This window comes from Pannonibacter sp. SL95, from assembly GCF_026672425.1.
Classification (GTDB): Bacteria; Pseudomonadota; Alphaproteobacteria; order Rhizobiales; family Stappiaceae; genus Pannonibacter.
Window position 1 is genome coordinate 795,239 of the sequence record NZ_JAPPRC010000003.1, and the last position, 22,715, is coordinate 817,953.

Consider the following 22,715-nt stretch of genomic DNA (forward strand, 5'->3'; position numbering starts at 1 on the left):
CCCTTCAACGATTGCCAAGCATCTGCAACATACGAACGGCTTGCGCCTTTGACAGAGCGACCCCAGCATCATCGACATACGGCTGGGAGCAGAACGCACGCAAGGCGGAGAGATCCATGTTCCCTGCGAGCAAATGCCCGCTCTCCAAGATCACAAAGCGCCAAGCGCAACCGAGCTGCGGGTTCGGCAAAATGGCGCCGTCGCAGCCTGTCGACAGGCAATAGGCAACATTCCGCTGTGCCTGATAGTCCCCGCGTATCGCGTCTGAATAGTTTTTGCTCCAGTCGCTTTTGCTGACCTCGCATGTAGCCGCGGTGCTCTTGCACCCCATGATGTTCAGATAAGTCTCCGCCGTCGGCCAGTCTGATGCGGCTGCAGCCGGCACAGGGATCGGCAGGGCGAGAACGGCTGTGGCAATTAAAGCGGTGGCGAGGCGGCGGATCATGGTCAGGCTCCGGTCAACTGGCCTGTTATACGAGCGCCACAGACGCGCGAGAAGCCCCTCGGAGCCCCCGCCATAGGGCCGGGGCCTTTAAAACGCGTCCAAGGGCTTCAAATCCGCTTCAAATTTTGATCGGCTCTTGATCCTCGCCCCTGTCCCGCGTTAGATGGAGACATCGCCGGACGGGACACTGTTCGTCCCGCGACCCTTTCCCAAAAATCGCTGCCCCTGATTTCGCGCTGCTGACAGCTGTCAGCCAGGCGCCTGCCGTGTCGCGTGGCACTGTCGCCGCATGATGACACCGCGCTCCCTCCACTGCCTCTCCGCCGAAATGGCATCCGGCCTGACGGTCGTCGACGCATTCGCCGCCGACCCGGCTGCGGTTGCCCGGCAGGCCGGACCGGCATCGATCAAGATCGCGCCGCGCGGCCGGTTCACCGCGCGCGACGGCCGTGTGTTCGATGTCGACCCGGAGGTGCTGGTCGCGCGGTTTGCTGCAGATGGCGTCCATCTGCCGATCGATCTCGATCATGCGACGGTCAGACGGGCAGCTGCCGGCGAGGCTGCTCCGGCTGTCGGCTGGGTAACGCAGCTCGAACCCCGCGCCGATGGTCTCTATGGCGCGGTCGACTGGCTCGATGAGGGCCTGCGCATCCTCACCGCCCGCACCCACCGCTACATTTCGCCGGTCCTGCAGCTCGACGATACCAAGCGGGCGATCTGGCTGCATTCGGCCGCCCTGGTTGCGGCCCCGGCCGTGTCCATGCCCGCCGTTGCCTCGGCTGATCCCTCACCTCAGGAGCACAACATGCCCAAGGAAATTGCCCTCGCCCTCGGCCTCAGTCCCGATGCCGGTGAAACGTCCTGCCTCTCGGCAATCACCACGCTCAAGGCCCGCGTTGATCCGGCTGTCCATGCCGAGGCGCTGGCGCGCTGCGCACAGCTCACGGCCGATCTGGCGGCGCGCGACAAGGCGGCCCATGACGCCAAGGTTGCCGCCACGATCGAGGGCGCGCTGAAGGCTCGCAAAATCGTCCCGGCCCAGCGTGCCGCCTATGAGGCGCTCTGCGCCACGCCCGAGGGGCTCGCCCAGGTCGAGGCGCTGTTCGAGACTTTCGGTGCGGCCCTGACGCCCTCGCGTCTCGACGCCCAGACGGTCCCGGCCGGTGGTCTGACCGGTGATCTCGCCACCCTGAGCGCGGAGGACCGCGAGGTCATGCGCCAGATGGGCCTGACCGAGGACGAGTACCGCAAGGCCAATGGCCTGACCGCTGCCTGACGCAGCCGACTGATCCCAACTGACCCGGCCCGCGCTGCCGCGCCGGCCTATCCCGGAGGCTGAGATGCCCGCACTGACACAGGCCCGCAAGATCGTCGAGATCGAGGGTCGCAATGCCACCGTCCCGGTCAAGGCCGCGACGACGATCTACCAGGGCGGTCTCGTCGTGATGGACGCAGGCTGGGCCTGCCCCGGCCGCGCCGCCGTCAACCTGCGCGCCGTCGGCCTGTCCCGTGTCACCGTTGTCAACGCTGGCGCAAACGGTGCGGCCAGTGTTGCGATCGAGCGCGGCGTGTTCGGCTTTGCCAATCACGCGGCCGACGCTGTGACCGCCAGCGACATCGGCGCGGATTGTTTCATCGTCGACGATCAGACGGTTGCCCGCACCTCCGCCACCAACACCCGCTCTATCGCCGGCCGCGTCGTCGACATTGAGGACGGGGTCGTGTTCGTTCGCGTCGGTCTCTGACCCACGCCGCAATCAGGGATACCAGACATGCCTCGCGTCATTACGCCCGATCTGCTCGAAGCCGCTTTCAAAGGCTTCAAGACGTCGTTCCAGAAAGGTTTTTCCGGTTCGGCACCGCTCTACACCTCGCTTGCGACTGTCATCACCTCGACGGCTCGCGAGGAAACCTATTCCTGGCTCGGCGATATGCCGCAAATGCGTGAGTGGATCGGCGACCGCCGCATTAATCAGTTGTCGGCCAAGGGCTATTCGATCCGCAACCGCAAATTCGAGATGACGGTGGGCGTCGAGCGGGACGACATCGAGGATGACAGCCTCGGCCTCTATTCTACGCGTTTCGAGATGATGGGCCAGTCCGCGGGCACGCACCCGGACCGGATCCTGTTCGAGGCGATCAACGGCAGCTTCTCCGCACTCTGCCATGACGGCCAGTCCTTCTTTGATACGGACCATCCGGTCGGCCCTGAAGGGGCGTCGGTTTCCGTCTCGAACATGCAAGCCGGGGCCGGGGAGCCATGGATCCTGGTTGATTTCAGCCGGCCCCTGAAGCCATGGATTTTCCAGAAGCGCCGCGACTACAATTTCACGCGCAAGGAAGACCCCAACACTTCCGATCATGTGTTCTTGCGCGACCAGTATCTGTATGGCGTCGATGCGCGCGTCGCGGCCGGCTACGGGTTCTGGCAGATGGCATTCGGCTCCAAGGCCGAGCTCAATTCCGCAAACCTGCGCGCAGCCTACACCGCCATGTCGAATTTTACGGACGACGAAGGCCGCCCGCTGGGCGTCACCCCGACGCACGTGATCGTCGGGAACGGGAATTTCTTCAAAGCGCGCGACCTGCTCATCCCAGCCCAGATCGGCGGGACCAGCAACATCGACCAGAACCTCGTTGAGATCATCAAGGCTCCGTTGCTGCGTTAGCCCATCGACCGCAGCACTGGCCGGCAGCCTGGCCGCAGAATGCCAGGCTGCCGGGTTTTCCGGCGAGCGCCGCCCGCTCGCCCGACAACCCGGCACAGACACGACAATGGCATCGGAGATCCCCATGACCCGCATTCGCAGCAAGGCCTCGGCAGATACCTCGGCTGAAACTCCGGTCGAGGCCGCTGAAACTCCGGTGGAGGCGCTTGAAAACAGCGCTCCCGTTGAGCGCGCTCCGGCGACCGAGGCCGAACAGACCGCCCCGGCCGAGGCGCAGGCCGAGACTGCCGCCGAACCGGCCGCTCCGGCCGACGTCGTCACCGTGCCGGTCTATGACGTTTCGGCCCCAGCCGGCCCGCGCCGCCGTGCCGGCATGGCCTTCGGCCCCGCACCTCTCACCTTGAGCGAGGCGGATCTCGGCCCTGATGTCGAAGCCACGCTTGAGCGCCTGCGCGATGACCCGATGCTGCGCGTCACCGTGCGCCTGGTCGAAATCGAATAGGCACCAACCCGGAATTCGTCGGGGAGCGCCGCGAGAGGACAAGCCGGATTGACCGGAGAATGCCCCGAAGCCCCGCCGAGGTCATGAGAGCGCTAGACGCTGAGCCTCGGTCAACAGTGGCAGATCTGATGGGACAGGATCATGCAACTCTACGCCAGCATCGCCGACATCGACGCCCGCTATCCGGATCAGCTGACCCTGATCGCAGCCAACGAACAGACGGGCCTGCGCGATGATGCACGCATCACCAGCGGCCTGACCGATGCGTCGGCCGAGATCCAGGCGATCCTCGCCGCCCGCTACTCGGCCGCCGAGCTGGCGCAGCTGGACGAGACCTCGCTCGCCGTGCTCCGCCTCTATTGCATCGACATCGCGTTTTTCCGGATCGCCCTGGATTTCTCGCGCTGCACAGAGGCGATCAAGGAGCGCCATGCTGCCGCGATCAAACGCCTGGAGGCAATCGCTGCCGGCAAGGGCGCGCTGACAAGCGCGATCAGCAACAACAGCGGTACGCCCGGCGAGGCTGACGGGATCGGTGCAAACGAGGTGATCCTGACCGCGCCCGTCCGCATCTTCACCCGCGAACGGCTCGGCCGGATATGAGTGTCTCGATCGTCATTGACGCGAGCGACATGGCCGATGCGATGCAGCGGCTGCGCCCGTTCCTCGATTTTGATGCCGAAGAACTGATGACCGGTATCGCCGCGCTCGGCGAGAGCCAGACCCGCCGGCGCATCACCGACGAAAAAACCGGCCCGGATGGGACGCCCTGGCCCCCGAACGCTGCCGGCACGCCGGTCCTCGTCGCCACCGGCCAGCATCTGCTGGCCTCTGTCGCCTGGCGCGCCTCGGCCACCGAGGCCGAATGGGGCGCGTCCTGGGAGTTTGCGCATGTGCATCAGGAGGGCGCGGTCATCGTGCCCAAAAATGCCAGGGCGCTGATGTTCAACCTCGGCGGCCGGATGGTCGCCGCAAAGCGCGTGACGATCCCGGCCCGGCCGTTTGTCGGTCTCTCGCCAGACAACGAGGCGGAGATCCTGGAGCTGGTGACCGACTTTCTCGGAGGCCTCCTGTGATCACACCGGTACCCCTCGAAACCCTGATTGCAACCGACCGCCTGGCGCAGACGCAGACGGCCATCGTGCGTCGCATCGGCGAGCTGATCACCGGCGTTTCCGTGGTCGCGCATCCGGGCAAGGTCGACATCTCCGAGCTCGTCGCCAGGACCGTCGTCCTGGCCCCCGGCGTCGGCATCGGATTTACCCGCATCCGTGAGACCGCGATGGTCGATGGCGCGTTTTGCCTCGCCGTCGAGTGGGTCGCCTATGTCGTCGCCGAGGCCCGGGCGATCGCCGGCCGCCGCGTTGAAAAAGAGGCCGTCGGCCTCGCCATCGGTTCCCGGCTGCTGGCGATCCTCGGCGACATGGAGACCAGCACCTGGGGCCTCACCGGCATCCTGCCGCCCGAGACCTCGCCGCAGCCCGAGCTCAAGCCCATGTTCACGGTCCGCGATCAGGCCCAGGGCACGGTCTATTACGCGGTGACATGGACGCAGGTGATCGCCGATCTCGGAGCGCCGATCCTGCCCGATGCGACCGGTACCTACGACGAGGCCTCCGGGCTGATCCTCTATGACACTGCGGCCGATCTCGCCGAGCTAGCCCGGTGGATCCCGGCGCGCCAGGAGCCAGACAGCGAGGCCGGCGATGCGTGATCCCTACGCCCTGGCGCTACGCCGGCAGGCAGCGGCGTTGGCGACGATCGAGCGCCGGCTGGCCATGGCTGACCTCACCGGCAAGGTGCACGAGGTGGATCCGGCCAAGCGCCGCTTGAGGCTCAAGCTCGGCCAGGATGCCCAGGGGCGGCCGGTGCTATCGCCCTGGGTGCGCTGGCAGGAGCCCGGCGTCGGGGCGCTGTCGATCCACAGCGAGCCGGCCGTCGGCGAGCAGATGCGGCTCGTCTCCGGCTCCGGCACCATCGGCACCGCCTCGATTGCCGTGCCCGCCACATTTGACCGCGACCATCCGGCCCCGTCGCAGGCCAGCGACACGACGGTGATCGCGCGCGGCGATGTCCGGATCGAGATCTCCGACCGGATCCGCCTGGTCGGGCCGGTCAAGATCGACGGTGCCGTCGACATCGAGGGCGATCACGTCAACCACAACGGCAAGGACATCGGTGACACCCACAAGCACACCGGCGTCATGCCAGGACCGGCCCTCACCGGGCCGCCCGCCTGACTGGCGATCCTCTGAAAACGAAAGGCAAGAACCATGACCCGCAAGACCGCCGCCACACCGACCGTTGCACCTGTCAGCCCCGATCCGGGCGGCGTTGCTGATTACATCGTGACCGATACAGCGCCGCCGCGCGTGGCCGGCCGGCGCGTGGCCGCAGGCGACATCCTGCAGCTGACCGAGGACCAGGCGCGCTCCGAGCTGATCGCCCTGCACATCCGGCCGGCTGTTTAACGGCTCCTGAAACCCCGCGTGATCGAGCGTTGACGAGGCATCAAATGGCAGGCGCAATCAGGTATCGGCAGGGCCTCAATGAGCGGACGCTGCAGCCGCTCACCGGCCTGCCGCATCTGATCCAGTCGCTCGGCCGGATCTGGGCAACGCGCCCCGGATCTCGGCTGATGCGGCTGACCTACGGCGCTGACCTGCGCTCGGCGCTCGGCGAGGATCTGACGCCCGCGATCGCATTGCAGATCTACAGCGAGATGGTTGCCTCGGCCGCCCGGCATGAGCCGGAGGCGGCGATCACATCGCTGCAGCTCGTCCGCCTGACGGAGACCGGCGTCCTCGGCATACGGCACGGCGGTCTCTATTACCCGCACGGCCGGTTTAACGACTACTCGATCGCGGTGCCGTTCGGCGCGATTGTGGGCGGAGGCGCGCGATGACCAGCCGGTTTGTCGACATCGATCTCTCCCGTCTGCCGGCTCCCGACGCCTTGCAGCCGCTCGACCATGAGGCAGCATTTCAACAGCGCTTGGCCGACTTTATTGCCCGCATGGATGCGGCAGGCCAGCCCTTCGATGTCGGCACGATCGACAGCGATCCGGCCGCGATCCTGTTGCAGCATGGCGCGTTTTTTGAGGTGCAGCTGACAGCCGCCGTCAATGACGCGGTCAAGGCTACGCATCTGGCGTTTGCGCGCGGCGCGGATCTGGAGCAGCGCGCGGCCGATCTCGGCGTTGTGCGTCAGGTGCTGGTCCCGGCCGACCCGGCAACGACACCGCCGACCCCTGCCATCATGGAGAGCGACGAGAGCCTGCGCCGTCGCCGGCAGCTCGCGATAGAGGCGTTCTCGACCGCTGGTCCCGACGGGGCCTATCTGTTTTTCGGGCTCGCTGCGCATCCGCACGTGCTCGATGTGGCGGTCTATGACCCGCACTCGGGTCTTGCCAATGACGGCGAGGCGCTCATCGTCGTTGCCTCCAGCCAGGGCGACGGCGTGCCGACGCCGGCCGTGCTCGATGCCATGGCCGAGTTTCTCGACGCCGGGCTGATCCGCTATGCGGTCGGCAGCCCGCGTGTCCGCGCCCTGACCCGCCGCCAGAAACTGCGCCCGCTCACGGACCGGGTGATCATTGAGGCCTGCTCGACGCTGGATTGCACGATCAGCGTCACGCTCAAAATGCCGCGCGGTCCGGATCCGTCGACGCTGCGGACCCTCGCCCTGGCCCGCCTGACTGCCTATCTGGCGAGCCGGCGCGGCATCGCCCGCATGCTCTCCGATACGGCCATCGCTGCGGCGGTGCATGTCGCCGACGCGGCCGGCGTCGCCCTGGTCGAGGACGCTGACATCGTGATCACGGCGGCCGGCCAGGTTGTCAGTGACGTGCTGCCTGGTCCAAAGGAGCTCGCCCGCGTCACCGCCGTCACGCTCACCGTCGAGGTGATCTGATGAGTGCGCCCACGGTCCCCGGCAACTCGCCCGAGCCGATCAAGGCGTTAGCGGCGATTGATGTGGAGCGGATCCGCGCAATCGACGTCGACATCATCCGCCGTGTCCATGATCCAGATCTCTGCCCGCCCGCCTGGCTGCCGCTGCTCGCCTGGGCCTGGTCGGTCGACGAGTGGGATCCGGCCTGGCCAGTGGCCGTCCAGCGCGCAGTGATCAAGGCGGCCCCCGAAGTCCACCGGCATAAGGGCACCGCCTGGGCGGTGCAGACCGCGATCGCCGCGACCGGCTATGCCGCCGCGCTCGAGGAGTGGTTCGAGTACGGCGGCTCTCCCTACCGGTTTCGCCTGACCGTGACGCTCGGACCGGTCGAGCCCTGGACGGGCGAGGCCGGCGAGATGCTGGCGCGCCTGGCGCTGCGGACCAAAAACACCCGCTCGCGGCTGGAGCTGATCCGGCTCGTCCGGCGAAACGAGGCCCCGCTCTATATCGGCGGGTCGGTCTCGATCCGCAGCCGCGCCCGCATCGGTCCGATCCTCCCCGGCGCGCTCCAGGCGCGGCCTTACATCCACGTCGGCGGTGCGGTCCGTGTCCGCCAGTCGACCCGCATTGCAGGAGGCGCATGATGGGCGTCATTGTCACACTGCAGGGCCAGGCCCTGTTTGCCCAGGCGGCCGCCCAGGGCGGCACCGCTGTGCCGCTCGCCGCAATTGCTGTCGGCGATGGCAACGGGGCGGCGATCACCCCGGTCGAGACCGCGACGCAGCTCGTCCGCGAGGTCTATCGCACCGGCGTCCAGTCGGCTCTGACCGATCCGCAAAATGCAAATTACATCATCGTCACGGCGGTGATCCCGGCCAATGCCGGTCCCTTCACGATCCGCGAGATCGGGCTGTTTGCCAGCAACGGCCAGCTCGTCGCCATCGCCGACTATCCGGACACCCGGAAAAACACGACGGCCCAGGGCGTCGATACGACGCTGACCATCGAGCTGGTCCTGGTCGTCTCCGAGACTGCGCAGGTGACGCTGGTCGCGCACCCCGGCAGCTGGGCGACGCAGGACTACGTCGATCAGCGGATCCCATCGTTTGCGACGATCCCCGAGCACCTCGCCGGCACAATCTCGACCAAAACAGCGCACCCGGCCGGCGTCGCGGCGATGATCAACGCGGCGGTCGAAAACCTGCCCGATCCGCTGGAACTGGCAAACGCTCCCGAGCACCTGGCCGGCACAATCTCGACAAAGGCCACACACCCCGCCGGCGTCAAATCCATGATCGATGCCGCCGTGGCGGCGCTGCCGCCGCCGCAGGGCGACGTGATCTACCGTTTCGAAACTCTGTTGTGAGGACCCGACATGGCCGCATCTCCGCAATTCACCGGCACCCCGCTCTATGGCTCGGCCGTCGTCTCGACAGCCAACACCAACCGCGACGGATCCGGCACGCTCGCCACGGTCCTGACGCTGCCGGCAGGCGGTGGCCGGATCGACCGCGCGGTGCTCAAGGCGACCGGCAACACCACGGCCGGCATGCTCCGGCTGTTTATTCATGACGGCACGGCCGCGCGCTGCATCGCCGAGATCCCGGTCCCGGCTATCACCGTCAGCGCCACCGTCGCCTCGTTCGAAACCGTGATCGATTTTACGACCGGCGAGAGCTCGGCATACGGCCTGGTGCTGCCGGCCGGCCATTCGCTCCGGGCCTGCACGCATGTCGCGGAGACGTTCCACGTCATGGCGTTTGGAGGGCAGTTCTGATGGCGAACTTCGGCCTTAACGGGTTCCCGCGCGGCAAGCTCGGCCGCGCAAGTGGGGGCAACGGATCACTGACGGGCAGCGTCTCGCTGCTCGCCATCACGCGCACGGCCAGTCTCGGCCAGGACGTGTTCGGCATCGGCCAGTACCGGGTGATCACCAACAGCAGCACATTCGTGGTGCCGGAGGGCGTCACCGCGGTGCGCGTGCGCGCCCGTGGTGGCGGCGGCGGCGGCGGTGGCGGTGGCAAGACCGGCAACAACACGCGCGGTGGCGGTGGTGGTGGCGGCGCTGGCTTCGGCATGGGCGTCTTTACGGTGGTGCCGGGCCAGACGATCGCTGTGACGGTTGGCACCGGAGGCACGGGCGGCCTCGGCACCACAGGAGCCAACGGTTTGGCCGGCGGTACCAGCAGCTTTGGTGCAATGCTGTCGGTCACAGGCGGCGCGGGCGGAATTGGTGGCGCGACAACGGGTGCCGGTGGCTCTGGCGGCAGCTCATCGGGCGGCGCGGTCAACGTACCGGGCGGCGCTGGCGGCAATGGCGGCGCGGGCACTGGTGGATCCGGAGCGGGCGGTGGAGCTGCCGGTTCGCCGTTGGGTGTGGGTGGCCAGGGCGGCAATGGCGCATTTGACACCAACACGCGCGGCGGCGGTGGCGGAGGCGGCGCGGCTGGCAACGCAGGTGGCAGTATCAACGCGAGCTCGGGCACAAATGGTGCTGGTGGAGGCGGCGTTGGCGGCCCAGGGACATCGTCCATTCTGGCCGGGCCGAACGCGGACGGAGCCACGCAGGGCTCCGGCGTCGGAGTGAGTGCCTCACGCCCATTCTCTCCCCGGTTTGAGACCGACCTGGAAACCAGCAGTGGCGGGTTCGGCGGCGGGGCTGCAGGCGTGGCCGGCGCAACTGCCGAGCCGGGCGGCGGTGCAGGCGGCGGCCGTGGCGCTGACGGCAACCCGCCCACAGCGGGCGGCGTTGGACGTGGCGGTGGCGCGGGCGGCGGCGGCGCAGGCGGCGCAACTTATGTTGGTGCGGCTGGCGGCAATGCCCAGTTCGGACACGGCGGCGGCGGCGGCGGCTCGACGCAGTCGTCCAATGGCGGCGATGGCGGCGCGGGTGGCGCAGGCTTCGTGATCGTGGAGTGGTGAGATGACGAAATTCGCACGCATCATCGACGGCATCGCGGTCGATGTCGTCGCCGGCGATCCGGCCTCTACCATCCGGACGTGGCGAGCCAGTTTGTCAGCGTCCCGGCTGAGGTCGAGCGCGGCTGGCGCAAACAGGGCAGCACCTGGTCGGCACCCGAGGCCCCGGCCGAGACGCCGGCCGCCGCAGTGCCGCGCCGGACCGTGTTCACGCCGCCCGAATTTTTGCTCCTGTTCACGGCGGCCGAGCGCGTGGCAATCCGGGCGGCGCGGCCGACCAATCCGGTGATCTCTGACTGGCTGGCGATCCTGGAGGATCCGCGACTGTCCGAGGTCGACGTGACGCGGCAGTCGACACGGGACGGGCTGGAGTACCTCGCCTCCGAAAACCTGATCACCCCGGCCCGCGCGGCCGAGATCGGCACGGGAGCGCCGCTGTGACCACCCTCCTCAACTACCTCTACAATCTGCACGTCGCCCTGTCGCAGCTCGTCAACGTGCTGATCGGCGGCGACCCGGACGAGAGCGTGTCGGGCCGGATCGGCAAGAGCCTCGTTGCCGGAGGCTGGGCCGCCCGCGTGCCCTGGCCGGCCATCCTGCGCCGGCACTGGCTCGCCGCGATCGAGACCGACGAGGGCGGCAACAGCGCGCGAGGGAGACGGGAGAGGATTTGAGTGAGCGCCCCCAAATCGCCGCAGCGAGTTAGTAAAATCGAAACGACTGGTAAACGATTTTAACGATCTAAAGCGAAGCGAGGGCCTGCAATGGCAGACACAACCCAAATCGAATGGACGGATCGCACCTTCAACCCCTGGACAGGTTGCACGAAGATTAGTCCGGGCTGCGACAACTGCTATGCGGAAGGGTGGTCCAAGCGATCCGGTCACGTGAAATGGGGAAACAACCCTAGAAAGCGAACGACTGACGCATACTGGAAAGCTCCGTTGGCATGGGAACGAGATGCAAAGGCGTTTGAAGCTCGCTTCGGTCGGCGGCAGCGCGTGTTTTGTGCGTCCTTGGCTGATGTCTTCGACAATCAGGTAGACCCATCTTGGCGAGCAGATCTTTTCGATCTCATCCGGCTAACTCCCAGCCTCGATTGGCAGCTGTTGACCAAGAGACCACAGAACATCAAGAAAATGCTCCCTGATAGCTGGGGTGCTTTGGGCTGGCCCAACGTCTGGCTCGGTTTCACCGCAGAAGATCAGAAACGATATGACGAGCGCGCCGCTGTCATGGGCAAAGTTCCTGCGTCCGTGTGGTTCGTATCCTATGAGCCTGCGATCGGTCCACTTCGGTTAAATGGCAAGGGGCCGTTCCCCAACTGGTTGATCATTGGCGGTGAAAGCGGCCCAGGTGCACGTGCAATGGAACCTCAATGGGTTTCAGATGTCCTTGACGATTGCAGGCGCGGAGGCATCGCGCCGTTCTTTAAGCAGTGGGGGCAATATGAAAACAATCCCCTGACCGGCCAGCTGCAGCTGCCGAAGGCCGACATGAAGGGGATCGACCCGCACGGCAAAGGTGGTGGTTTGGTTGGAGGACAAATTGTGCGAGAGTTCCCTGTCTGCGGCCATGCCGCTTAGCATCCGACAGGGAATGGGGGCATAATGGGAGAAACGATCGAAATGTTTGAGGAGCTGCCTGTCCAGCATCCGCCTCATTCGATTTCACAGAGTGGCCTTGGTGCCGTGTGGACACAACACAAGGCCCAGCTCATCGCAAAGTACATTTATCTCTTTACCATCATAACCAGACACGGCGCATACATCGACGGGTTCGCTGGTCCTAAGAGGAAAGAGCTTCAAGACAGCTGGTCAGCCGAGCTAGTCATCAACACTGAACCACGTCGTCTGCGCGAGATCTTTCTATGCGACATCGACCCTGCAAAGATCTCTGCGCTAAATAGTCTGGTGGCGCAGCAAGGGGACCAAGCCGAACGGCACTATCAAGTTTTGTCGGGCGATTTCAATGAGTGCATCGTTCAGATCCTCGGAAGCGGTCGCATAAAAGACAAAACCGCGACGTTCTGCCTGATCGATCAGTTTTCCCTACAATGCCATTGGAAGACGCTCGAAGCGATTGCGGGACACAAGCCAGAGGGCTCCAAGAAGATCGAGATTTTTTATTTCCTTGGGACGAGCTGGCTGCATAGAACCTTGAAAGGCCTCACCAAAAACACGGATCGTGCAGATCAATGGTGGGGAAATGGCGATTGGAACGAGCTGGTCACAGATAGCGGCGAAAAGATCGCTATACGTCTGGCTGAGCGCTTCAGGGACGAACTTGGTTATAAGTATGTAAAACCTTACCCGATTTACCACAGCGAAGGTGGCACGGGGAAAGTCATGTTTCACATGATCCACGCGAGCGATCATCCGGCTGCACATGAACTGATGGCGAGAGCTCATCGCAATGTTACTCAGGCACCAGAACTTGCAGAGCAGCTTGAGTTGGAGCTTTCGACGCTCACATACTAACAATGTTGGTCACTTGATTTCCGTCGCGCGGGGCGGCAATGTGACCGCACCTGATTTGACAGGCAATTGCACGGGCTGACTGGTGTCAGCCCGTTTCTTTTTTGCGCCGCCGTACTCTCCATCCCAGCAGATCGCTCACTGATCACACACGGGATGGATCATGTCCGGCACCACCAATTTCGTCGGCGTTCGCCGATTTTCCGACCTCCGGTCGACCGTCGCCCGCATCGACACGCGCGACAGCACGGTCATCGGGCTGGTGCTGCCGGCCCCACTCGCCGACAACACGGCGTTTCCGATCAACGAGCCGGTGCGGCTCTCCACCGATGACGCCGACCAGTTCACAAAGTTGGGTGCCGGCGTCGCCCAGGACACGGTCAATCAGATCAAAGCCGAGGGGATCTCGACCGACATCGTGTTTGTCCGTTCGCAGCATTCGGCCCTGGTCGACGCGCAGCAGAAACTGGAGGCCGAGATCAACTCGATCGTCGGCTCGGCCGGGGCCGGCACCGGCGTCTGGGCGCTGCTGGAGGCCAAATCCCACCTCAAACTGGAGCCGGGCTGCATCCTCGCGCCGGGCTATACCGCGCACCGGATCGGCAACGCGGCCAATGCGATCGTCGCGGCGGCGCGCACGGTCGCCGACCGGATCATCGACTGCATGGTCATCGCCGACACGCCGTCGACGTCGGTCGCAAGTGCCATCACCTGGGCTGAGGATTTCAAGACGGCGCTGAACGTCATCGGCATGTACCCGGCCGGCGTCTATAATTTCGGCGCTGGCAATGTCACCCGGCCGCTGTCCGCCACTGTCGCGGCCGCCATGGTGCGCCGGGACAAGGAGACGGGTGGTCCCTACAAAGCATTCTGGAACCGGCCACTGAAGGGCATGCTCGGCCCGTCGGTGCCCGTCGGATACACCGACGGCGATGCCGGGTCCGAGGCCAACCAGCTCGCCCAGGCCGGCGTCGGCACGGTGATCGAGGGCAACCAGCTCTGGGCGCCCTTCACGACAGCGACCGACCCGACCGTCTCGTCCTGGCGCTCGATCAAGAAGATCCGCACGCGCCTGGCGGTCTCGAAAGCGATGCTGCGACCGATGCGGCAGTATCTTTCCGAGGACATCACGCCGCACATGGTCAGCCTCATTTTCCGCGCGCTCGACCAGTTCCTCTCCGACCTCGTCACCCTCGGCGCGCTGATCGACTACGAGGTTCTTTGGTCCAAGGCGCTCAATCCGGCAGCCGTGCTGGAGGCCGGTGCGCTGCGCGTCAAGATGCGGTGGGCCGAGACGCCGGATCTCGTTGACCTTCAGCTCTATGACGAACCGATGCCCGAAGCCTTCGACGTGCTGCAGGCCGCGATCGCCTCTGCTCTGTCGCAGCTCGGCTCGTCCAACATCCGCGTCACCGCCTAAGGAGATCAATCATGGATCGCATCATTCGCGGTGCCAACTGGTACTGCAACGAGGTCAACCAGCGCCTGCGCATCGACGAGACGACGCTGCCTGAGCTCTCCCGCGAGATGCTGCCATTCGTGATGGGTGGTGGCTGGTTCGGTCTGGAGCTGCCGGCAGAGATTGCAGCGCTCACCTGCGAGATGGCGGTCAATGGCGTTCATGAGGATCTCAAGACGCGGTTTGGCCGCGAGCCTGGCGACTGGACCACGGTCACCTACTACGAGAACCTGCTCAACGTGTTCCCGGCCGCCTCGACCGGTGAGACCGGCAGCGCGTCGAAGGTGCAGATGCGCGGTCGGGTGGTCATGCTCAAAGGCCTCCTCAACGGCTACGCCCAGGGCGGCGTCAAGGGGCAGAAATCGACCGCGCCGACCCGCCTGCGCTGGTCCTCGATCGTGCTCTACCACGACATCCTGGACGGCAACACGGTGCACAAGTTCGACATCCCGAACAACGTGTTGATCATCAACGGCGTCAACTACACCGCCGAGCACAACCGCATCATCGCCGCCTGACCGGCTGATTTAAGGAGCATTCGAGATGGGCTCGAACGTGACTGAAACACCCGTTGCGATCGTGAATGTGCCGCAGGCGGCCGGCGAGGCTCCGGCCGTGTCGGAGATCCCGATGCCGCCGCCGGCACTCTGGGCCGAGCTGGACAACTCGGCGCAGAGTTCGGGCAGTGCAAAGCCGTCGACTGGCGCACCTGCCGCGCCGGCTGCGGCGCTGCCCGCGCGCGAGGTGGAAAAACTGGCGTTCAGCCGATCGACAGCGACAACGGTGCCGCTGGAGTTCGCGTTCGACCACCCGGAGCTCGGACACATCGCCAGCGTCATCGTGCGCCGGCTGACGGTCGGCCAGGTCGGTGACATCCTCGACCGGCGCAGCCGGACGAGCGCGCCAGACCTTTACGACATCTACGCCGAGATGACGCAGCTGCCGGCCCCTGTGTTGCGCGGGCTGGAGGCCGGCGACGGCGGCCGCGTGGTCGAGGTGTGCTGGGATTTTTTGCCCCCCGTGTTCCGGCCGACGTCGACAGCGACCGGCCAATAGACCGTGTCGTGATCGACCTGCCGCGCTGGCGCGCCTACATCGCCCGCCTCGCCAGCTCGTTCTCGACGCCGCTGCCGGCGCTCCTCGACATGCCCTGGGACGAGGCACTGCGATGGTTTCCGGAGGTGCGGGCGATCTATGACGAGACGTGGGGGCGTGGTGTTGGCAGCTATGGGGGCCGCAACAGATGAGTGATCTCGACGTCGCGCTGCGCCTTCGCCTGGTCAACCAGCTCTCGCGTCCTGCCGAGGAAGCCGAGCGGGATTTGCAGCAGCTCGGCCGGGCCGCCCAGCAGCTCGGCCGCACCCGCGTCGGAGCAGAGCTCGGCACCGGACTGCAGCAGCTCGGCCGCGATGCCGAGGCTGCCCAAGGCAAGCTCGGCAACATCACCAAGGAGGCCAACGAGGCCCGGCAAGCGCTTGGCCGGATCGGCGACGGGGCGTCGGGCATCCGGTCGGATGCGCAGCGCGCCGAGGAGGCAATCCGGGGCATCCGGACGGAGGCCCAGGCCGTGCGCCAGGCGCTCGGCCGGATCGACGATGGCGCGTTCGACGGGCTCCGGGCCGATGCCAACGCGGCCGAGCAGGCAATCAAGGACATCGGGGCCGCCGCCGATGCGCAGCGGGCAAAACTCGCCGCGCTGCGCATGGGTGGCCCGCTCAATGGCACGGGCTCTGGCCCGGTCCGGCCCGGCCTGACGGGCGGCGGTGCGGGTGGCGGCGGCAGTATCGCAGGCGCCGCCTATGACCGCCTGGGCGGCGATGCGTTCATCCCGCTGACGGCCGGTGCCGGATATGCGCTCGGCGGTGCGGTTGCCGGTGCCGGTGTCATCGCCGGTCATTCGATTACGGCCGCCGCCGGGGACGAGTTCATCTCCGACAGTGTCCGGATCACAGGTGCCTACAGCGAAACTGATCAGGCTCGCTATGACCGGCTCATGGCGCAAATCGGGGCACGGAAAGGTGTTGGGACTGCTGGCGCAATGAACGTCATGGGGCAGTTGCTGGCCGGAGGCATTAATCCCGAAGAAGCCGCCGCGATGACAGAACAGACCATCGTTTTTGGCAAGGCAACCGGCTCCACCTCTGAAGATGCGGCGAAGGCGACGATTGCGCTGCGCAACAATTTCGGGATTGGCTCAGATGACCTGATGGGCGCGCAAGACATCATGGCTCTCGGCGGCAAAGCGGGCCAGTTCGAGGTCAAGGACATGGCCATGCACGTGCCATCCATCGCCGCCAGGATGGCAGCATTGGGCGAGGGCGGCCTGCCTGGCACCAAGGTCCTCGTCGCGCTTGGGCAGCAAATTCGCAAGGCCACGGGGACCAGTGCAGAGGCCGCGACCAACTTCGAAGGCATGTTGGGCAAGTTTACGGCACAAGATTTCCTGGCCAATGCGTCAGAGTACGGGATCGATGTGCAAAAGACGCTGTCGGCAGCGCAGGAAGCCGGCACTTCGCCCGTGATGGCGGTGTTGGAGGAGATCCAGTCGAAGGTTGGCAACGACCCATTCAAGCTGAAGGCGTTGATGCCTGATGAACAGGCCGGAGCCGGGTTGGCGGCGGTTGTTCAAAATCTCCAGGCCGCCAAAGACCTCATGAAAGACATGGACGCGGCACCGGGCACCGTGATGGAAGATTTTGCCATCGCCACAGACAACGCCAGTGCCGCCTGGGACCGGTTTTCGGCGAATGTCGCTGCCAAGGCCAAGGGCCTGGCGGCCAACACGCTGCCGCTGTTGACCGAGGCCATGAACGCGCTGTCGGCTGCGACGGAAAGCGGCACGAACGAGCCGTCGACGCTCAAGGCACCGCCCGGCTCTTCCGGCGCGTTGCAGCAGGAGATGCACGCGCGCACCGACAATGCGCACCGGGCTAACCGGTTTTTCGAGGAGTTGCTCGGTTGGGAGCCGTCGGAGGCCTCAAAGCGGCTCGACGTGATCGATGCGTACACGGAATACGGCCAGACCCGACAGGAGGGTGAACGCGGTGGGCCAAGCGCATTTGACCGTTTCATGTGGGGCGATGCGGCCGATCCGGGCTTTGATGCGCGCCAGCATTTCGGCATCGAACTGCGGCCCGAGGCCGAGGCCAGCATGCGCGGCTATGTCGAGGGGCTGGCGAGCGAGGGCGCGGCGGCCGAACAGGAGGCCGCGTCCATCGCCGACCGGATCAAAGCGCTACTCGGCTTCACGGTGAGCCCGACCATCGCGCCGACCTATGTTGCACCCGGCAGCTCCGGTGGGTCTGATGCTGCGCCGGCCACCGCTGGCGAGCGTCATTCCTCTCTGCAGTCCTCACAAAACCTGCGCGTGACCCAGAACATCACCTCGCCCAACCCGTCGCACGCGGCCGCCAAGGCCCGGCGCGAGCAGGCCCGCGCGGTCAATCGCAGCTTTGCACGTGCCCAGCATGATCTGGCGAGGGTGCCGACATGACGCCCGCGCTCACCAATGCCGGCGCACTGTTCGCGATCGGCTCGGCGATCCTCTACACGGTCGGGCTCAACCCGCAGCGGCTGAGCTATGCCAGCGAGGCCCGGTACCCGGCGCATCCCGTGCAGGGCGGTATCGCCTACCAGATCACCGGCGCTGGCCAGGAGAGACTGACGATCGAGGCCGTGACATTCCCCCATGTTGTCGGCGGTCTCGATGCCCTTGCGCTGCTCAAGGGCTATCACCGGGCGCAGTCAATCGTCCCCTATGTGCGCCTGCGCGGCAACTACCTCGGCGAGAGCGGCGGCATGGTGGCGATCGAGACGCTCGATTACGACGAGGAGCGGCTGCACCCGTTCGACGGCGTCGGCCGCCAGATCGACGTGAGCCTCGGCCTGCTGCTGTTGCCGGCCGACAGCTATCTTGCGCAACCCGGCCGGATCGCGGATCTCGGAGGGCTCATCTGATGCGCTACACCGTGCCCTATGGCGGCAGGCGGCTCGACCAGATCGCACGCGAGACGCTGCGCAGCGAGCGTGGCGGCACGGTTGAGGCGATCCTGACCGCCAATCCGGGCCTCGCAACCCTGCTCGATGGCGCAACGGTGCCGGCCGGCACGTCGATCGAGATCCCCGAAACCTACCGCCCGGCTGTAGGTAGCCGGCGCGTGCTGGCCTGGGAGTAAGCGATGCAGCGACCCGTCGTCCACGTCATCGGAGCCATGAGCGGCAACCTCGTCCCCGGCTGGGGACCTGCGCTGCGGGCTGTCCGCTACACGGACAACGAGGGCGCGGATGCCGACGAGATCGAGATCGAGTTCTCGGTCGACGGTCCCGGCGCGTCCCGGCCGACCTCCGGCACCAGCTACCGGCTGCTCTATGGCTGGGATGAGGCAGGCCTGCGCGATGCCGGCTCGTTCACGGTCCAGTCGTCGTCGCTGAGCTACGCACCGGACGATGGCTGGACGCTGACCGTCGTCGCCCGGTCGGCGGATTTTCTCGACGCCGACAAGGCGGGTGAAACAGCGCATTTCGACGAGCAGACGGTCGGCGAGATCATGCAACGCCTCGCCGGGTCGGCCGGCAAATCCGCGCGGGTGCATCCTGCGCTGGCCAATATCAAACTGCCCTATCGGCTCAACTGGGGGCAATCACCGCTCGGCTTTGCCCAGGCGCTGGCCGACGAGATCGGCGGCAGCCTCAAACCCGCAAACGGGCAATGGCAGGTGACCAAGAAAAACAGCGGCCAGACCGCTGGCGGCACGCCGTTGCCGCCGCTCATCATCCCGCTTGAGCGTGTCACCGGCTGCGAGATCACCGAGGAGGAGCGGCCGAAATTCGGCCAGGCGCAACAGCCCTGGTTCGACCCGGAGGCCGGGCTGTCGCAATTGGCCAGTGCCGCCGGCATCGGCAAAGCCGCGCAGGCGCTGTTGCTGCATCCCGCCGCCTCGGCCGTCGAGGCGGCGGTCTCGGCCGCTGCGGCTGTCCTCGACCTCGGCCGAGGGTCGGTGAGCGGCTCCGTCACTGCCATCGGCGATCCCGATGCGATGGCTGGTGCGCCGGTGATCCTGCCCGGCTACGGCGGCGCGGCGGCAGTCGCCACGTCCATCACCCACGAGTTCACATTCGACGAGAGCGGCGGCTGGTTGATGACCGTCGAGCTCGCCGCGCAGACCTGAGAGACCATCATGACCGAGAGATTTTCGACAACCGCCGCCGCTGCCGTCTCACCGCCCTGGAGCCCCTCCGGCGACGTTGTCCTGCAGGCAGATTGCGCCGACCCGCGCGCGCTAGTGGACATTGAGGGGCGCGTCAATGACGCGGCACCGTGGAGGCTGATTTGCACATTCGGCGCAAGCAGCGCGCCGTTCGCCCAGATCCCCCGCTTGCCATCACTGCGGGCGGTGGTGCGTGAGAATGTGGCCGGTTCTTCGGTCCGCGTCTTCGAGGCGCTGCTGTGATCAGATCGCCGATCCCCGTCGCCCTCGCACGGCCGATCCCGAGCCTGCTGCTGCCGGCAACCGCGATGCGGACGCCGAGCTGGATGCGTCGGTTCCAGTTCGCGGCGGATTTCGTCACAAGGCATGCTCTGCTCGACAGCCAGCGCTTGACAATGGCTGAGATCGACGCCAGACACACGCGTCTTTCGGTTCGCCGCGCCGCAGACACATCCGGCGTGTCACGCGAGTTCAGTGATGGCGCAATGGCCCTGACGGATCGCGGCTTTGACAGCCGTGAGCCTTGGACGAACCTTGTCCCAAACCCGTTCAATCCGCGCGACTGGACCATCGTCAACACGAACAACACCGCCGAAGCCGGAAACTTCCTCGGCATGTCGAATGCGGTCCGTGTGGCTTCGCAGGGACTGACGTATGGGCGGGTGCAGTCGCTGCTTGATGCACCACTTGTTGTCGGTCAGGTGTATTCGGCGCGAGCCCTCTACGCGGTCGGCTCGTCACCTCAGATGCGCTCCGGCATTCGCTCTGCGGCCGAGTCAAATCGGGCGTCGCTGGTAACTGGCCCGGTCGGGGCAGCTGCCATTGCGGGAGCCACAACGATGGTGACCATCAACGCGGTCAGGAACATCAGTTACGGGGCAGGCCTTTACGAAGTTCAGTACACGTTCACCGCCCATGAGCCGATCAATGTGACGTTCGAGATCGGCCCGAACATCGGCACGCCTGGCCAGGACGTGGTGGCGATCGCCGGACAGGTTACGCCCACGCCGTACCAGATGCCCTGGGGGGCAGGCAGTGTTGATGGCGACAGCCTGGTGATCCCTGCGGCGGACGCCGGCCTGGTTATCAACCCGGTTGCCGACGCAAAGACCTTTGTCATGGTTTGGCGCGGCACGGCGACTGAAAGTTCGGTCACATTCGCCCATTTGCTTCAGGCTCGAAGCGGTGCTGGCAACCTCTTTTTGCAGTATCGCAAGGATCAGAACTATCGTCTCGACCTGAACAGCGGCAGCGGCACCAGCACGCGCGGTCTGGCCGGTGCGCTTGGTTCCGAGCAGGTCTTCGTTGTGGCCTGGAGGCCAGACGGGACATGGCTCACGGTGGATGCAACGGGCATCTTCACGGGCTCCCGCCCGATGTTCAATGGCGCCCTCGACGGCATTTCCGTTGGTTGTTCGGCGACAGATGGCCGGGGCCGGGTCAACGGCACGCATAAGCTGGCCGCGATCGGAGCCTTTGACAGCTTTTCAACGGCAGATGCCCAGGCCCTTTATGACGTGGTGGCGCGATGACAGGCACGATTGACCATATCCTGCATTTCGCTAGTCCCGAAGCGGTCGACCTTGCCGCTCTTGGGGTCGTTGCAAGCGAGGGGGAGCCGCCTGTTACATTGGCTGATCTCCAGAACCGGGCGGAGGCTGGCGTGTTTGAGGGTTCGGCAATTGCCGCACGCCGCGTCTACGTGATCGCGGCCGATGCGGTGCATGACGCCGATGGCAAGGAAATGGAACCGAGGGTCGAAGCGCCGGGCGTCTGGCTGGCTGTCCGGTCCACCGCATTTCTTGCCAACCTGCCGGGGCTGGTTGCAGCATCGGATGCCGAACGCAGAAAGGCCGGCCAGCCCTTCGTGCTCTACATCAATCCGGACTATCCCCTCGAAAGCCTGCGAAAACGCATCACGCCCATGTGGATGGGCACGGATTACGATCTGTCCGGACTCAGCAGCACGGACATCGTGGAGGCGTGAACGGCAGAAAGCGAACGGTTGATTGAACGACGAACTGGCTATGCTTGATCATGCGTTAGAATTGGGACGGGCTGCTCGAGCTCCACAAAAATACCGTGCTTCGAACGAATGAGGTCCACTGTCTCTTCATGACTGAGGCCATCAATTTGTGGCGGGCGACCACGCTCGAAACAGCATTCATACAGCGTTGCTCGCAAAATATCGTCTTCGCTAGAGATCAACGCCCCCGAAAAGTCGCACCTGTCGAACTGATGTGTTTTTTTGCCCCATACAGTTTCCGAGCTCCAGCCTAGCGTCTCTACACTTATGTATTTGAAGATACAGTCAGAAAATCTCTCATTTATTTGCATCCGAGCCATCACATAGAGCGACGCCTCATCTGCAGTATAGAATGTGCAGTCATGGAAGTTGAAATCGTTTGGCCGACGCCGGAGCAGTCTCAAAAGCGTCGCGTCAACGAAAATAGTCTGCTTATGGAACGAACCCGGCGGGAAACCTTCCCAAATTTTGATTTCAAAACTAAAGTCAGTTGATGGAGGTCTTTGGTTGAAGGGACGCTTCCGTGTCGTGCGAATGCCGCGCTTATCAGCGGCAATAATGATTGCCCGTATTTGATCGATGATCGGCTTGTTGTCCGTTGTTTCGAATAGATACCGAGCAGCCAGTTCGTCACACACAGTCTCAAGGGCATACTGGGCATAGGGGCTCTTAGGGGTTGTGATTACAGTGTTGAGCATAGCCAACCCGACCCCACGTTTCATGAGTGACTCGTCGCTGAGAAAGGTAGTCGCCTTCTCCAGCAACAGTCCGACATCCGCCATGTCCTTCGCATCGTTTTGCCGCCGTTGCTCATTGGCCTGGGCTTCATTGATAAGCCCGCGCCAGACCACGGTACACAGTGTGACGATGCCAGCCATTCCGACCAGGAACGGTTGAAACACCTGCATGGCATGGCCACGGTCAGCCCAAGGGGACGACGATGACAGCATATACACGGCGAGCCCGACCATGCCGATGACAAGCAAGATGGCCGCGACCACTCCGAGAACAAACCACCGGTCGGGATCTTTGCAAGGCAAATCAGAAACCGGCTTCGGGCCGCTAGCCTGAGTTTCGTTGGAAGGAGAGTTGTTCGACACCATCAAGAACCAGCCCCAAG

The 22,715-nt window shown here is 65.0% G+C and carries 32 protein-coding genes; 30 read left to right on the forward strand and 2 right to left on the reverse strand.

Annotated features, from left to right (window positions below; translation table 11 throughout):
* Positions 1-4: 4 nt before the first annotated feature.
* Positions 5-445, reverse strand: a complete 441-nt coding sequence (locus tag OVA12_RS04220; protein ID WP_268134795.1) for a hypothetical protein — start codon at positions 443-445, stop codon at positions 5-7.
* Positions 446-734: 289 nt separating this feature from the next.
* On the opposite strand from OVA12_RS04220, the gene OVA12_RS04225 reads away from it, so the two are divergent.
* The 30 genes from OVA12_RS04225 to OVA12_RS04370 all read left to right on the forward strand — a co-directional run bounded on the left by OVA12_RS04225 (position 735) and on the right by OVA12_RS04370 (position 21,556).
* Positions 735-1,721, forward strand: coding sequence for a phage protease (locus tag OVA12_RS04225; RefSeq protein ID WP_268134797.1), 987 nt, complete (start codon positions 735-737; stop codon positions 1,719-1,721).
* Between the two features lie 64 nt (positions 1,722-1,785).
* Positions 1,786-2,190, forward strand: coding sequence for a hypothetical protein (locus tag OVA12_RS04230; protein ID WP_268134799.1), 405 nt, complete (start codon positions 1,786-1,788; stop codon positions 2,188-2,190).
* A 27-nt stretch (positions 2,191-2,217) separates the two neighbouring features.
* Positions 2,218-3,114 carry a Mu-like prophage major head subunit gpT family protein gene (locus OVA12_RS04235; RefSeq protein ID WP_268134800.1) on the forward strand — a complete coding sequence of 299 codons (897 nt, stop codon included), beginning with the start codon at positions 2,218-2,220 and terminating at the stop codon, positions 3,112-3,114.
* A gap of 124 nt (positions 3,115-3,238) precedes the next feature.
* Entirely contained in the window at positions 3,239-3,616 is a 378-nt protein-coding gene (locus OVA12_RS04240; protein ID WP_268134802.1) for a hypothetical protein, read from the forward strand.
* 141 nt (positions 3,617-3,757) lie between these two features.
* Positions 3,758-4,219, forward strand: a complete 462-nt coding sequence (locus OVA12_RS04245; protein ID WP_268134804.1) for a gp436 family protein — start codon at positions 3,758-3,760, stop codon at positions 4,217-4,219.
* On the forward strand, positions 4,216-4,692 hold the full coding sequence (locus OVA12_RS04250; protein ID WP_268134806.1) for a phage virion morphogenesis protein: 477 nt from the start codon (positions 4,216-4,218) through the stop codon (positions 4,690-4,692). The genes OVA12_RS04245 and OVA12_RS04250 overlap by 4 nt, the downstream gene beginning before the upstream one ends.
* A complete protein-coding gene (locus OVA12_RS04255) occupies positions 4,689-5,330 on the forward strand; it encodes a hypothetical protein (RefSeq protein ID WP_268134808.1) in 642 nt (213 codons plus the stop codon). Before OVA12_RS04250 ends, OVA12_RS04255 begins: the two co-directional genes overlap by 4 nt.
* Positions 5,323-5,856 (forward strand): phage baseplate protein, encoded by a 534-nt coding sequence (locus OVA12_RS04260; protein ID WP_268134810.1) that lies wholly within the window; start codon positions 5,323-5,325, stop codon positions 5,854-5,856. The genes OVA12_RS04255 and OVA12_RS04260 overlap by 8 nt, the downstream gene beginning before the upstream one ends.
* Before the next feature lie 33 nt (positions 5,857-5,889).
* Positions 5,890-6,087, forward strand: coding sequence for a hypothetical protein (locus OVA12_RS04265; RefSeq protein WP_268134812.1), 198 nt, complete (start codon positions 5,890-5,892; stop codon positions 6,085-6,087).
* A gap of 44 nt (positions 6,088-6,131) precedes the next feature.
* Positions 6,132-6,521, forward strand: coding sequence for a GPW/gp25 family protein (locus OVA12_RS04270; protein ID WP_268134814.1), 390 nt, complete (start codon positions 6,132-6,134; stop codon positions 6,519-6,521).
* Positions 6,518-7,528, forward strand: coding sequence for a baseplate assembly protein (locus OVA12_RS04275; RefSeq protein WP_268134836.1), 1,011 nt, complete (start codon positions 6,518-6,520; stop codon positions 7,526-7,528). Before OVA12_RS04270 ends, OVA12_RS04275 begins: the two co-directional genes overlap by 4 nt.
* Positions 7,528-8,151: a phage tail protein I gene (locus OVA12_RS04280; RefSeq protein ID WP_268134838.1), complete on the forward strand. Its 624-nt coding sequence runs from the start codon at positions 7,528-7,530 to the stop codon at positions 8,149-8,151. The genes OVA12_RS04275 and OVA12_RS04280 overlap by 1 nt, the downstream gene beginning before the upstream one ends.
* Complete coding sequence (locus tag OVA12_RS04285) at positions 8,151-8,873, forward strand: phage tail protein (RefSeq protein ID WP_268134840.1); 723 nt, start codon at positions 8,151-8,153, stop codon at positions 8,871-8,873. The genes OVA12_RS04280 and OVA12_RS04285 overlap by 1 nt, the downstream gene beginning before the upstream one ends.
* A 9-nt stretch (positions 8,874-8,882) precedes the next feature.
* Positions 8,883-9,284 carry a hypothetical protein gene (locus OVA12_RS04290; RefSeq protein ID WP_268134842.1) on the forward strand — a complete coding sequence of 134 codons (402 nt, stop codon included), beginning with the start codon at positions 8,883-8,885 and terminating at the stop codon, positions 9,282-9,284.
* Complete coding sequence (locus OVA12_RS04295) at positions 9,284-10,429, forward strand: hypothetical protein (RefSeq protein WP_268134844.1); 1,146 nt, start codon at positions 9,284-9,286, stop codon at positions 10,427-10,429. Before OVA12_RS04290 ends, OVA12_RS04295 begins: the two co-directional genes overlap by 1 nt.
* Before the next feature lie 78 nt (positions 10,430-10,507).
* The gene (locus tag OVA12_RS04300; protein ID WP_268134846.1) at positions 10,508-10,867 is read left to right on the forward strand and encodes a hypothetical protein; all 360 of its coding nucleotides are present in this window, start codon (positions 10,508-10,510) and stop codon (positions 10,865-10,867) included.
* A complete protein-coding gene (locus OVA12_RS04305; RefSeq protein WP_268134848.1) occupies positions 10,864-11,100 on the forward strand; it encodes a hypothetical protein in 237 nt (78 codons plus the stop codon). The genes OVA12_RS04300 and OVA12_RS04305 overlap by 4 nt, the downstream gene beginning before the upstream one ends.
* 90 nt (positions 11,101-11,190) lie before the next feature.
* A complete protein-coding gene (locus OVA12_RS04310; protein WP_268134850.1) occupies positions 11,191-12,012 on the forward strand; it encodes a DUF5131 family protein in 822 nt (273 codons plus the stop codon).
* Positions 12,013-12,036: 24 nt separating this feature from the next.
* Positions 12,037-12,906: a three-Cys-motif partner protein TcmP gene (tcmP, locus tag OVA12_RS04315; protein WP_268134853.1), complete on the forward strand. Its 870-nt coding sequence runs from the start codon at positions 12,037-12,039 to the stop codon at positions 12,904-12,906.
* 160 nt (positions 12,907-13,066) lie between these two features.
* Positions 13,067-14,323 carry a phage tail sheath family protein gene (locus OVA12_RS04320; protein WP_268134855.1) on the forward strand — a complete coding sequence of 419 codons (1,257 nt, stop codon included), beginning with the start codon at positions 13,067-13,069 and terminating at the stop codon, positions 14,321-14,323.
* Positions 14,324-14,334: 11 nt separating this feature from the next.
* Entirely contained in the window at positions 14,335-14,880 is a 546-nt protein-coding gene (locus OVA12_RS04325; protein WP_268134857.1) for a phage major tail tube protein, read from the forward strand.
* Between the two features lie 25 nt (positions 14,881-14,905).
* A complete protein-coding gene (locus tag OVA12_RS04330; protein ID WP_268134859.1) occupies positions 14,906-15,418 on the forward strand; it encodes a hypothetical protein in 513 nt (170 codons plus the stop codon).
* 8 nt (positions 15,419-15,426) lie between these two features.
* Entirely contained in the window at positions 15,427-15,609 is a 183-nt protein-coding gene (locus OVA12_RS04335; RefSeq protein ID WP_268134861.1) for a hypothetical protein, read from the forward strand.
* Positions 15,606-17,855 carry a phage tail tape measure protein gene (locus OVA12_RS04340; RefSeq protein WP_268134863.1) on the forward strand — a complete coding sequence of 750 codons (2,250 nt, stop codon included), beginning with the start codon at positions 15,606-15,608 and terminating at the stop codon, positions 17,853-17,855. Before OVA12_RS04335 ends, OVA12_RS04340 begins: the two co-directional genes overlap by 4 nt.
* On the forward strand, positions 17,852-18,319 hold the full coding sequence (locus tag OVA12_RS04345) for a phage tail protein (protein WP_268134865.1): 468 nt from the start codon (positions 17,852-17,854) through the stop codon (positions 18,317-18,319). The genes OVA12_RS04340 and OVA12_RS04345 overlap by 4 nt, the downstream gene beginning before the upstream one ends.
* Positions 18,319-18,537: a tail protein X gene (locus OVA12_RS04350; protein WP_268134867.1), complete on the forward strand. Its 219-nt coding sequence runs from the start codon at positions 18,319-18,321 to the stop codon at positions 18,535-18,537. The genes OVA12_RS04345 and OVA12_RS04350 overlap by 1 nt, the downstream gene beginning before the upstream one ends.
* A 3-nt stretch (positions 18,538-18,540) precedes the next feature.
* Positions 18,541-19,530 (forward strand): phage late control D family protein, encoded by a 990-nt coding sequence (locus tag OVA12_RS04355; RefSeq protein WP_268134869.1) that lies wholly within the window; start codon positions 18,541-18,543, stop codon positions 19,528-19,530.
* A gap of 9 nt (positions 19,531-19,539) precedes the next feature.
* The gene (locus OVA12_RS04360; RefSeq protein WP_268134871.1) at positions 19,540-19,812 is read left to right on the forward strand and encodes a hypothetical protein; all 273 of its coding nucleotides are present in this window, start codon (positions 19,540-19,542) and stop codon (positions 19,810-19,812) included.
* Complete coding sequence (locus tag OVA12_RS04365; RefSeq protein WP_268134873.1) at positions 19,809-21,101, forward strand: hypothetical protein; 1,293 nt, start codon at positions 19,809-19,811, stop codon at positions 21,099-21,101. Before OVA12_RS04360 ends, OVA12_RS04365 begins: the two co-directional genes overlap by 4 nt.
* Positions 21,098-21,556, forward strand: a complete 459-nt coding sequence (locus OVA12_RS04370) for a hypothetical protein (protein WP_268134875.1) — start codon at positions 21,098-21,100, stop codon at positions 21,554-21,556. The genes OVA12_RS04365 and OVA12_RS04370 overlap by 4 nt, the downstream gene beginning before the upstream one ends.
* Positions 21,557-21,594: 38 nt before the next feature.
* Here the strand turns inward: OVA12_RS04370 and OVA12_RS04375 are convergent, their stop codons facing one another.
* Positions 21,595-22,698 carry a hypothetical protein gene (locus tag OVA12_RS04375; RefSeq protein WP_268134877.1) on the reverse strand — a complete coding sequence of 368 codons (1,104 nt, stop codon included), beginning with the start codon at positions 22,696-22,698 and terminating at the stop codon, positions 21,595-21,597.
* Positions 22,699-22,715 lie beyond the last annotated feature (17 nt).

Coding starts and splice junctions, on each gene's coding strand:
- OVA12_RS04220 (WP_268134795.1), bottom strand. CDS start 445: ATGATCCGCCGCCTCGCCACCGCTTTAATTGCCACAGCCGTTCTCGCC.
- OVA12_RS04225 (WP_268134797.1), top strand. CDS start 735: ATGATGACACCGCGCTCCCTCCACTGCCTCTCCGCCGAAATGGCATCC.
- OVA12_RS04230 (WP_268134799.1), top strand. CDS start 1,786: ATGCCCGCACTGACACAGGCCCGCAAGATCGTCGAGATCGAGGGTCGC.
- OVA12_RS04235 (WP_268134800.1), top strand. CDS start 2,218: ATGCCTCGCGTCATTACGCCCGATCTGCTCGAAGCCGCTTTCAAAGGC.
- OVA12_RS04240 (WP_268134802.1), top strand. CDS start 3,239: ATGACCCGCATTCGCAGCAAGGCCTCGGCAGATACCTCGGCTGAAACT.
- OVA12_RS04245 (WP_268134804.1), top strand. CDS start 3,758: ATGCAACTCTACGCCAGCATCGCCGACATCGACGCCCGCTATCCGGAT.
- OVA12_RS04250 (WP_268134806.1), top strand. CDS start 4,216: ATGAGTGTCTCGATCGTCATTGACGCGAGCGACATGGCCGATGCGATG.
- OVA12_RS04260 (WP_268134810.1), top strand. CDS start 5,323: ATGCGTGATCCCTACGCCCTGGCGCTACGCCGGCAGGCAGCGGCGTTG.
- OVA12_RS04265 (WP_268134812.1), top strand. CDS start 5,890: ATGACCCGCAAGACCGCCGCCACACCGACCGTTGCACCTGTCAGCCCC.
- OVA12_RS04270 (WP_268134814.1), top strand. CDS start 6,132: ATGGCAGGCGCAATCAGGTATCGGCAGGGCCTCAATGAGCGGACGCTG.
- OVA12_RS04275 (WP_268134836.1), top strand. CDS start 6,518: ATGACCAGCCGGTTTGTCGACATCGATCTCTCCCGTCTGCCGGCTCCC.
- OVA12_RS04280 (WP_268134838.1), top strand. CDS start 7,528: ATGAGTGCGCCCACGGTCCCCGGCAACTCGCCCGAGCCGATCAAGGCG.
- OVA12_RS04285 (WP_268134840.1), top strand. CDS start 8,151: ATGGGCGTCATTGTCACACTGCAGGGCCAGGCCCTGTTTGCCCAGGCG.
- OVA12_RS04290 (WP_268134842.1), top strand. CDS start 8,883: ATGGCCGCATCTCCGCAATTCACCGGCACCCCGCTCTATGGCTCGGCC.
- OVA12_RS04295 (WP_268134844.1), top strand. CDS start 9,284: ATGGCGAACTTCGGCCTTAACGGGTTCCCGCGCGGCAAGCTCGGCCGC.
- OVA12_RS04310 (WP_268134850.1), top strand. CDS start 11,191: ATGGCAGACACAACCCAAATCGAATGGACGGATCGCACCTTCAACCCC.
- tcmP (WP_268134853.1), top strand. CDS start 12,037: ATGGGAGAAACGATCGAAATGTTTGAGGAGCTGCCTGTCCAGCATCCG.
- OVA12_RS04320 (WP_268134855.1), top strand. CDS start 13,067: ATGTCCGGCACCACCAATTTCGTCGGCGTTCGCCGATTTTCCGACCTC.
- OVA12_RS04325 (WP_268134857.1), top strand. CDS start 14,335: ATGGATCGCATCATTCGCGGTGCCAACTGGTACTGCAACGAGGTCAAC.
- OVA12_RS04330 (WP_268134859.1), top strand. CDS start 14,906: ATGGGCTCGAACGTGACTGAAACACCCGTTGCGATCGTGAATGTGCCG.
- OVA12_RS04340 (WP_268134863.1), top strand. CDS start 15,606: ATGAGTGATCTCGACGTCGCGCTGCGCCTTCGCCTGGTCAACCAGCTC.
- OVA12_RS04345 (WP_268134865.1), top strand. CDS start 17,852: ATGACGCCCGCGCTCACCAATGCCGGCGCACTGTTCGCGATCGGCTCG.
- OVA12_RS04350 (WP_268134867.1), top strand. CDS start 18,319: ATGCGCTACACCGTGCCCTATGGCGGCAGGCGGCTCGACCAGATCGCA.
- OVA12_RS04355 (WP_268134869.1), top strand. CDS start 18,541: ATGCAGCGACCCGTCGTCCACGTCATCGGAGCCATGAGCGGCAACCTC.
- OVA12_RS04360 (WP_268134871.1), top strand. CDS start 19,540: ATGACCGAGAGATTTTCGACAACCGCCGCCGCTGCCGTCTCACCGCCC.
- OVA12_RS04370 (WP_268134875.1), top strand. CDS start 21,098: ATGACAGGCACGATTGACCATATCCTGCATTTCGCTAGTCCCGAAGCG.
- OVA12_RS04375 (WP_268134877.1), bottom strand. CDS start 22,698: ATGGTGTCGAACAACTCTCCTTCCAACGAAACTCAGGCTAGCGGCCCG.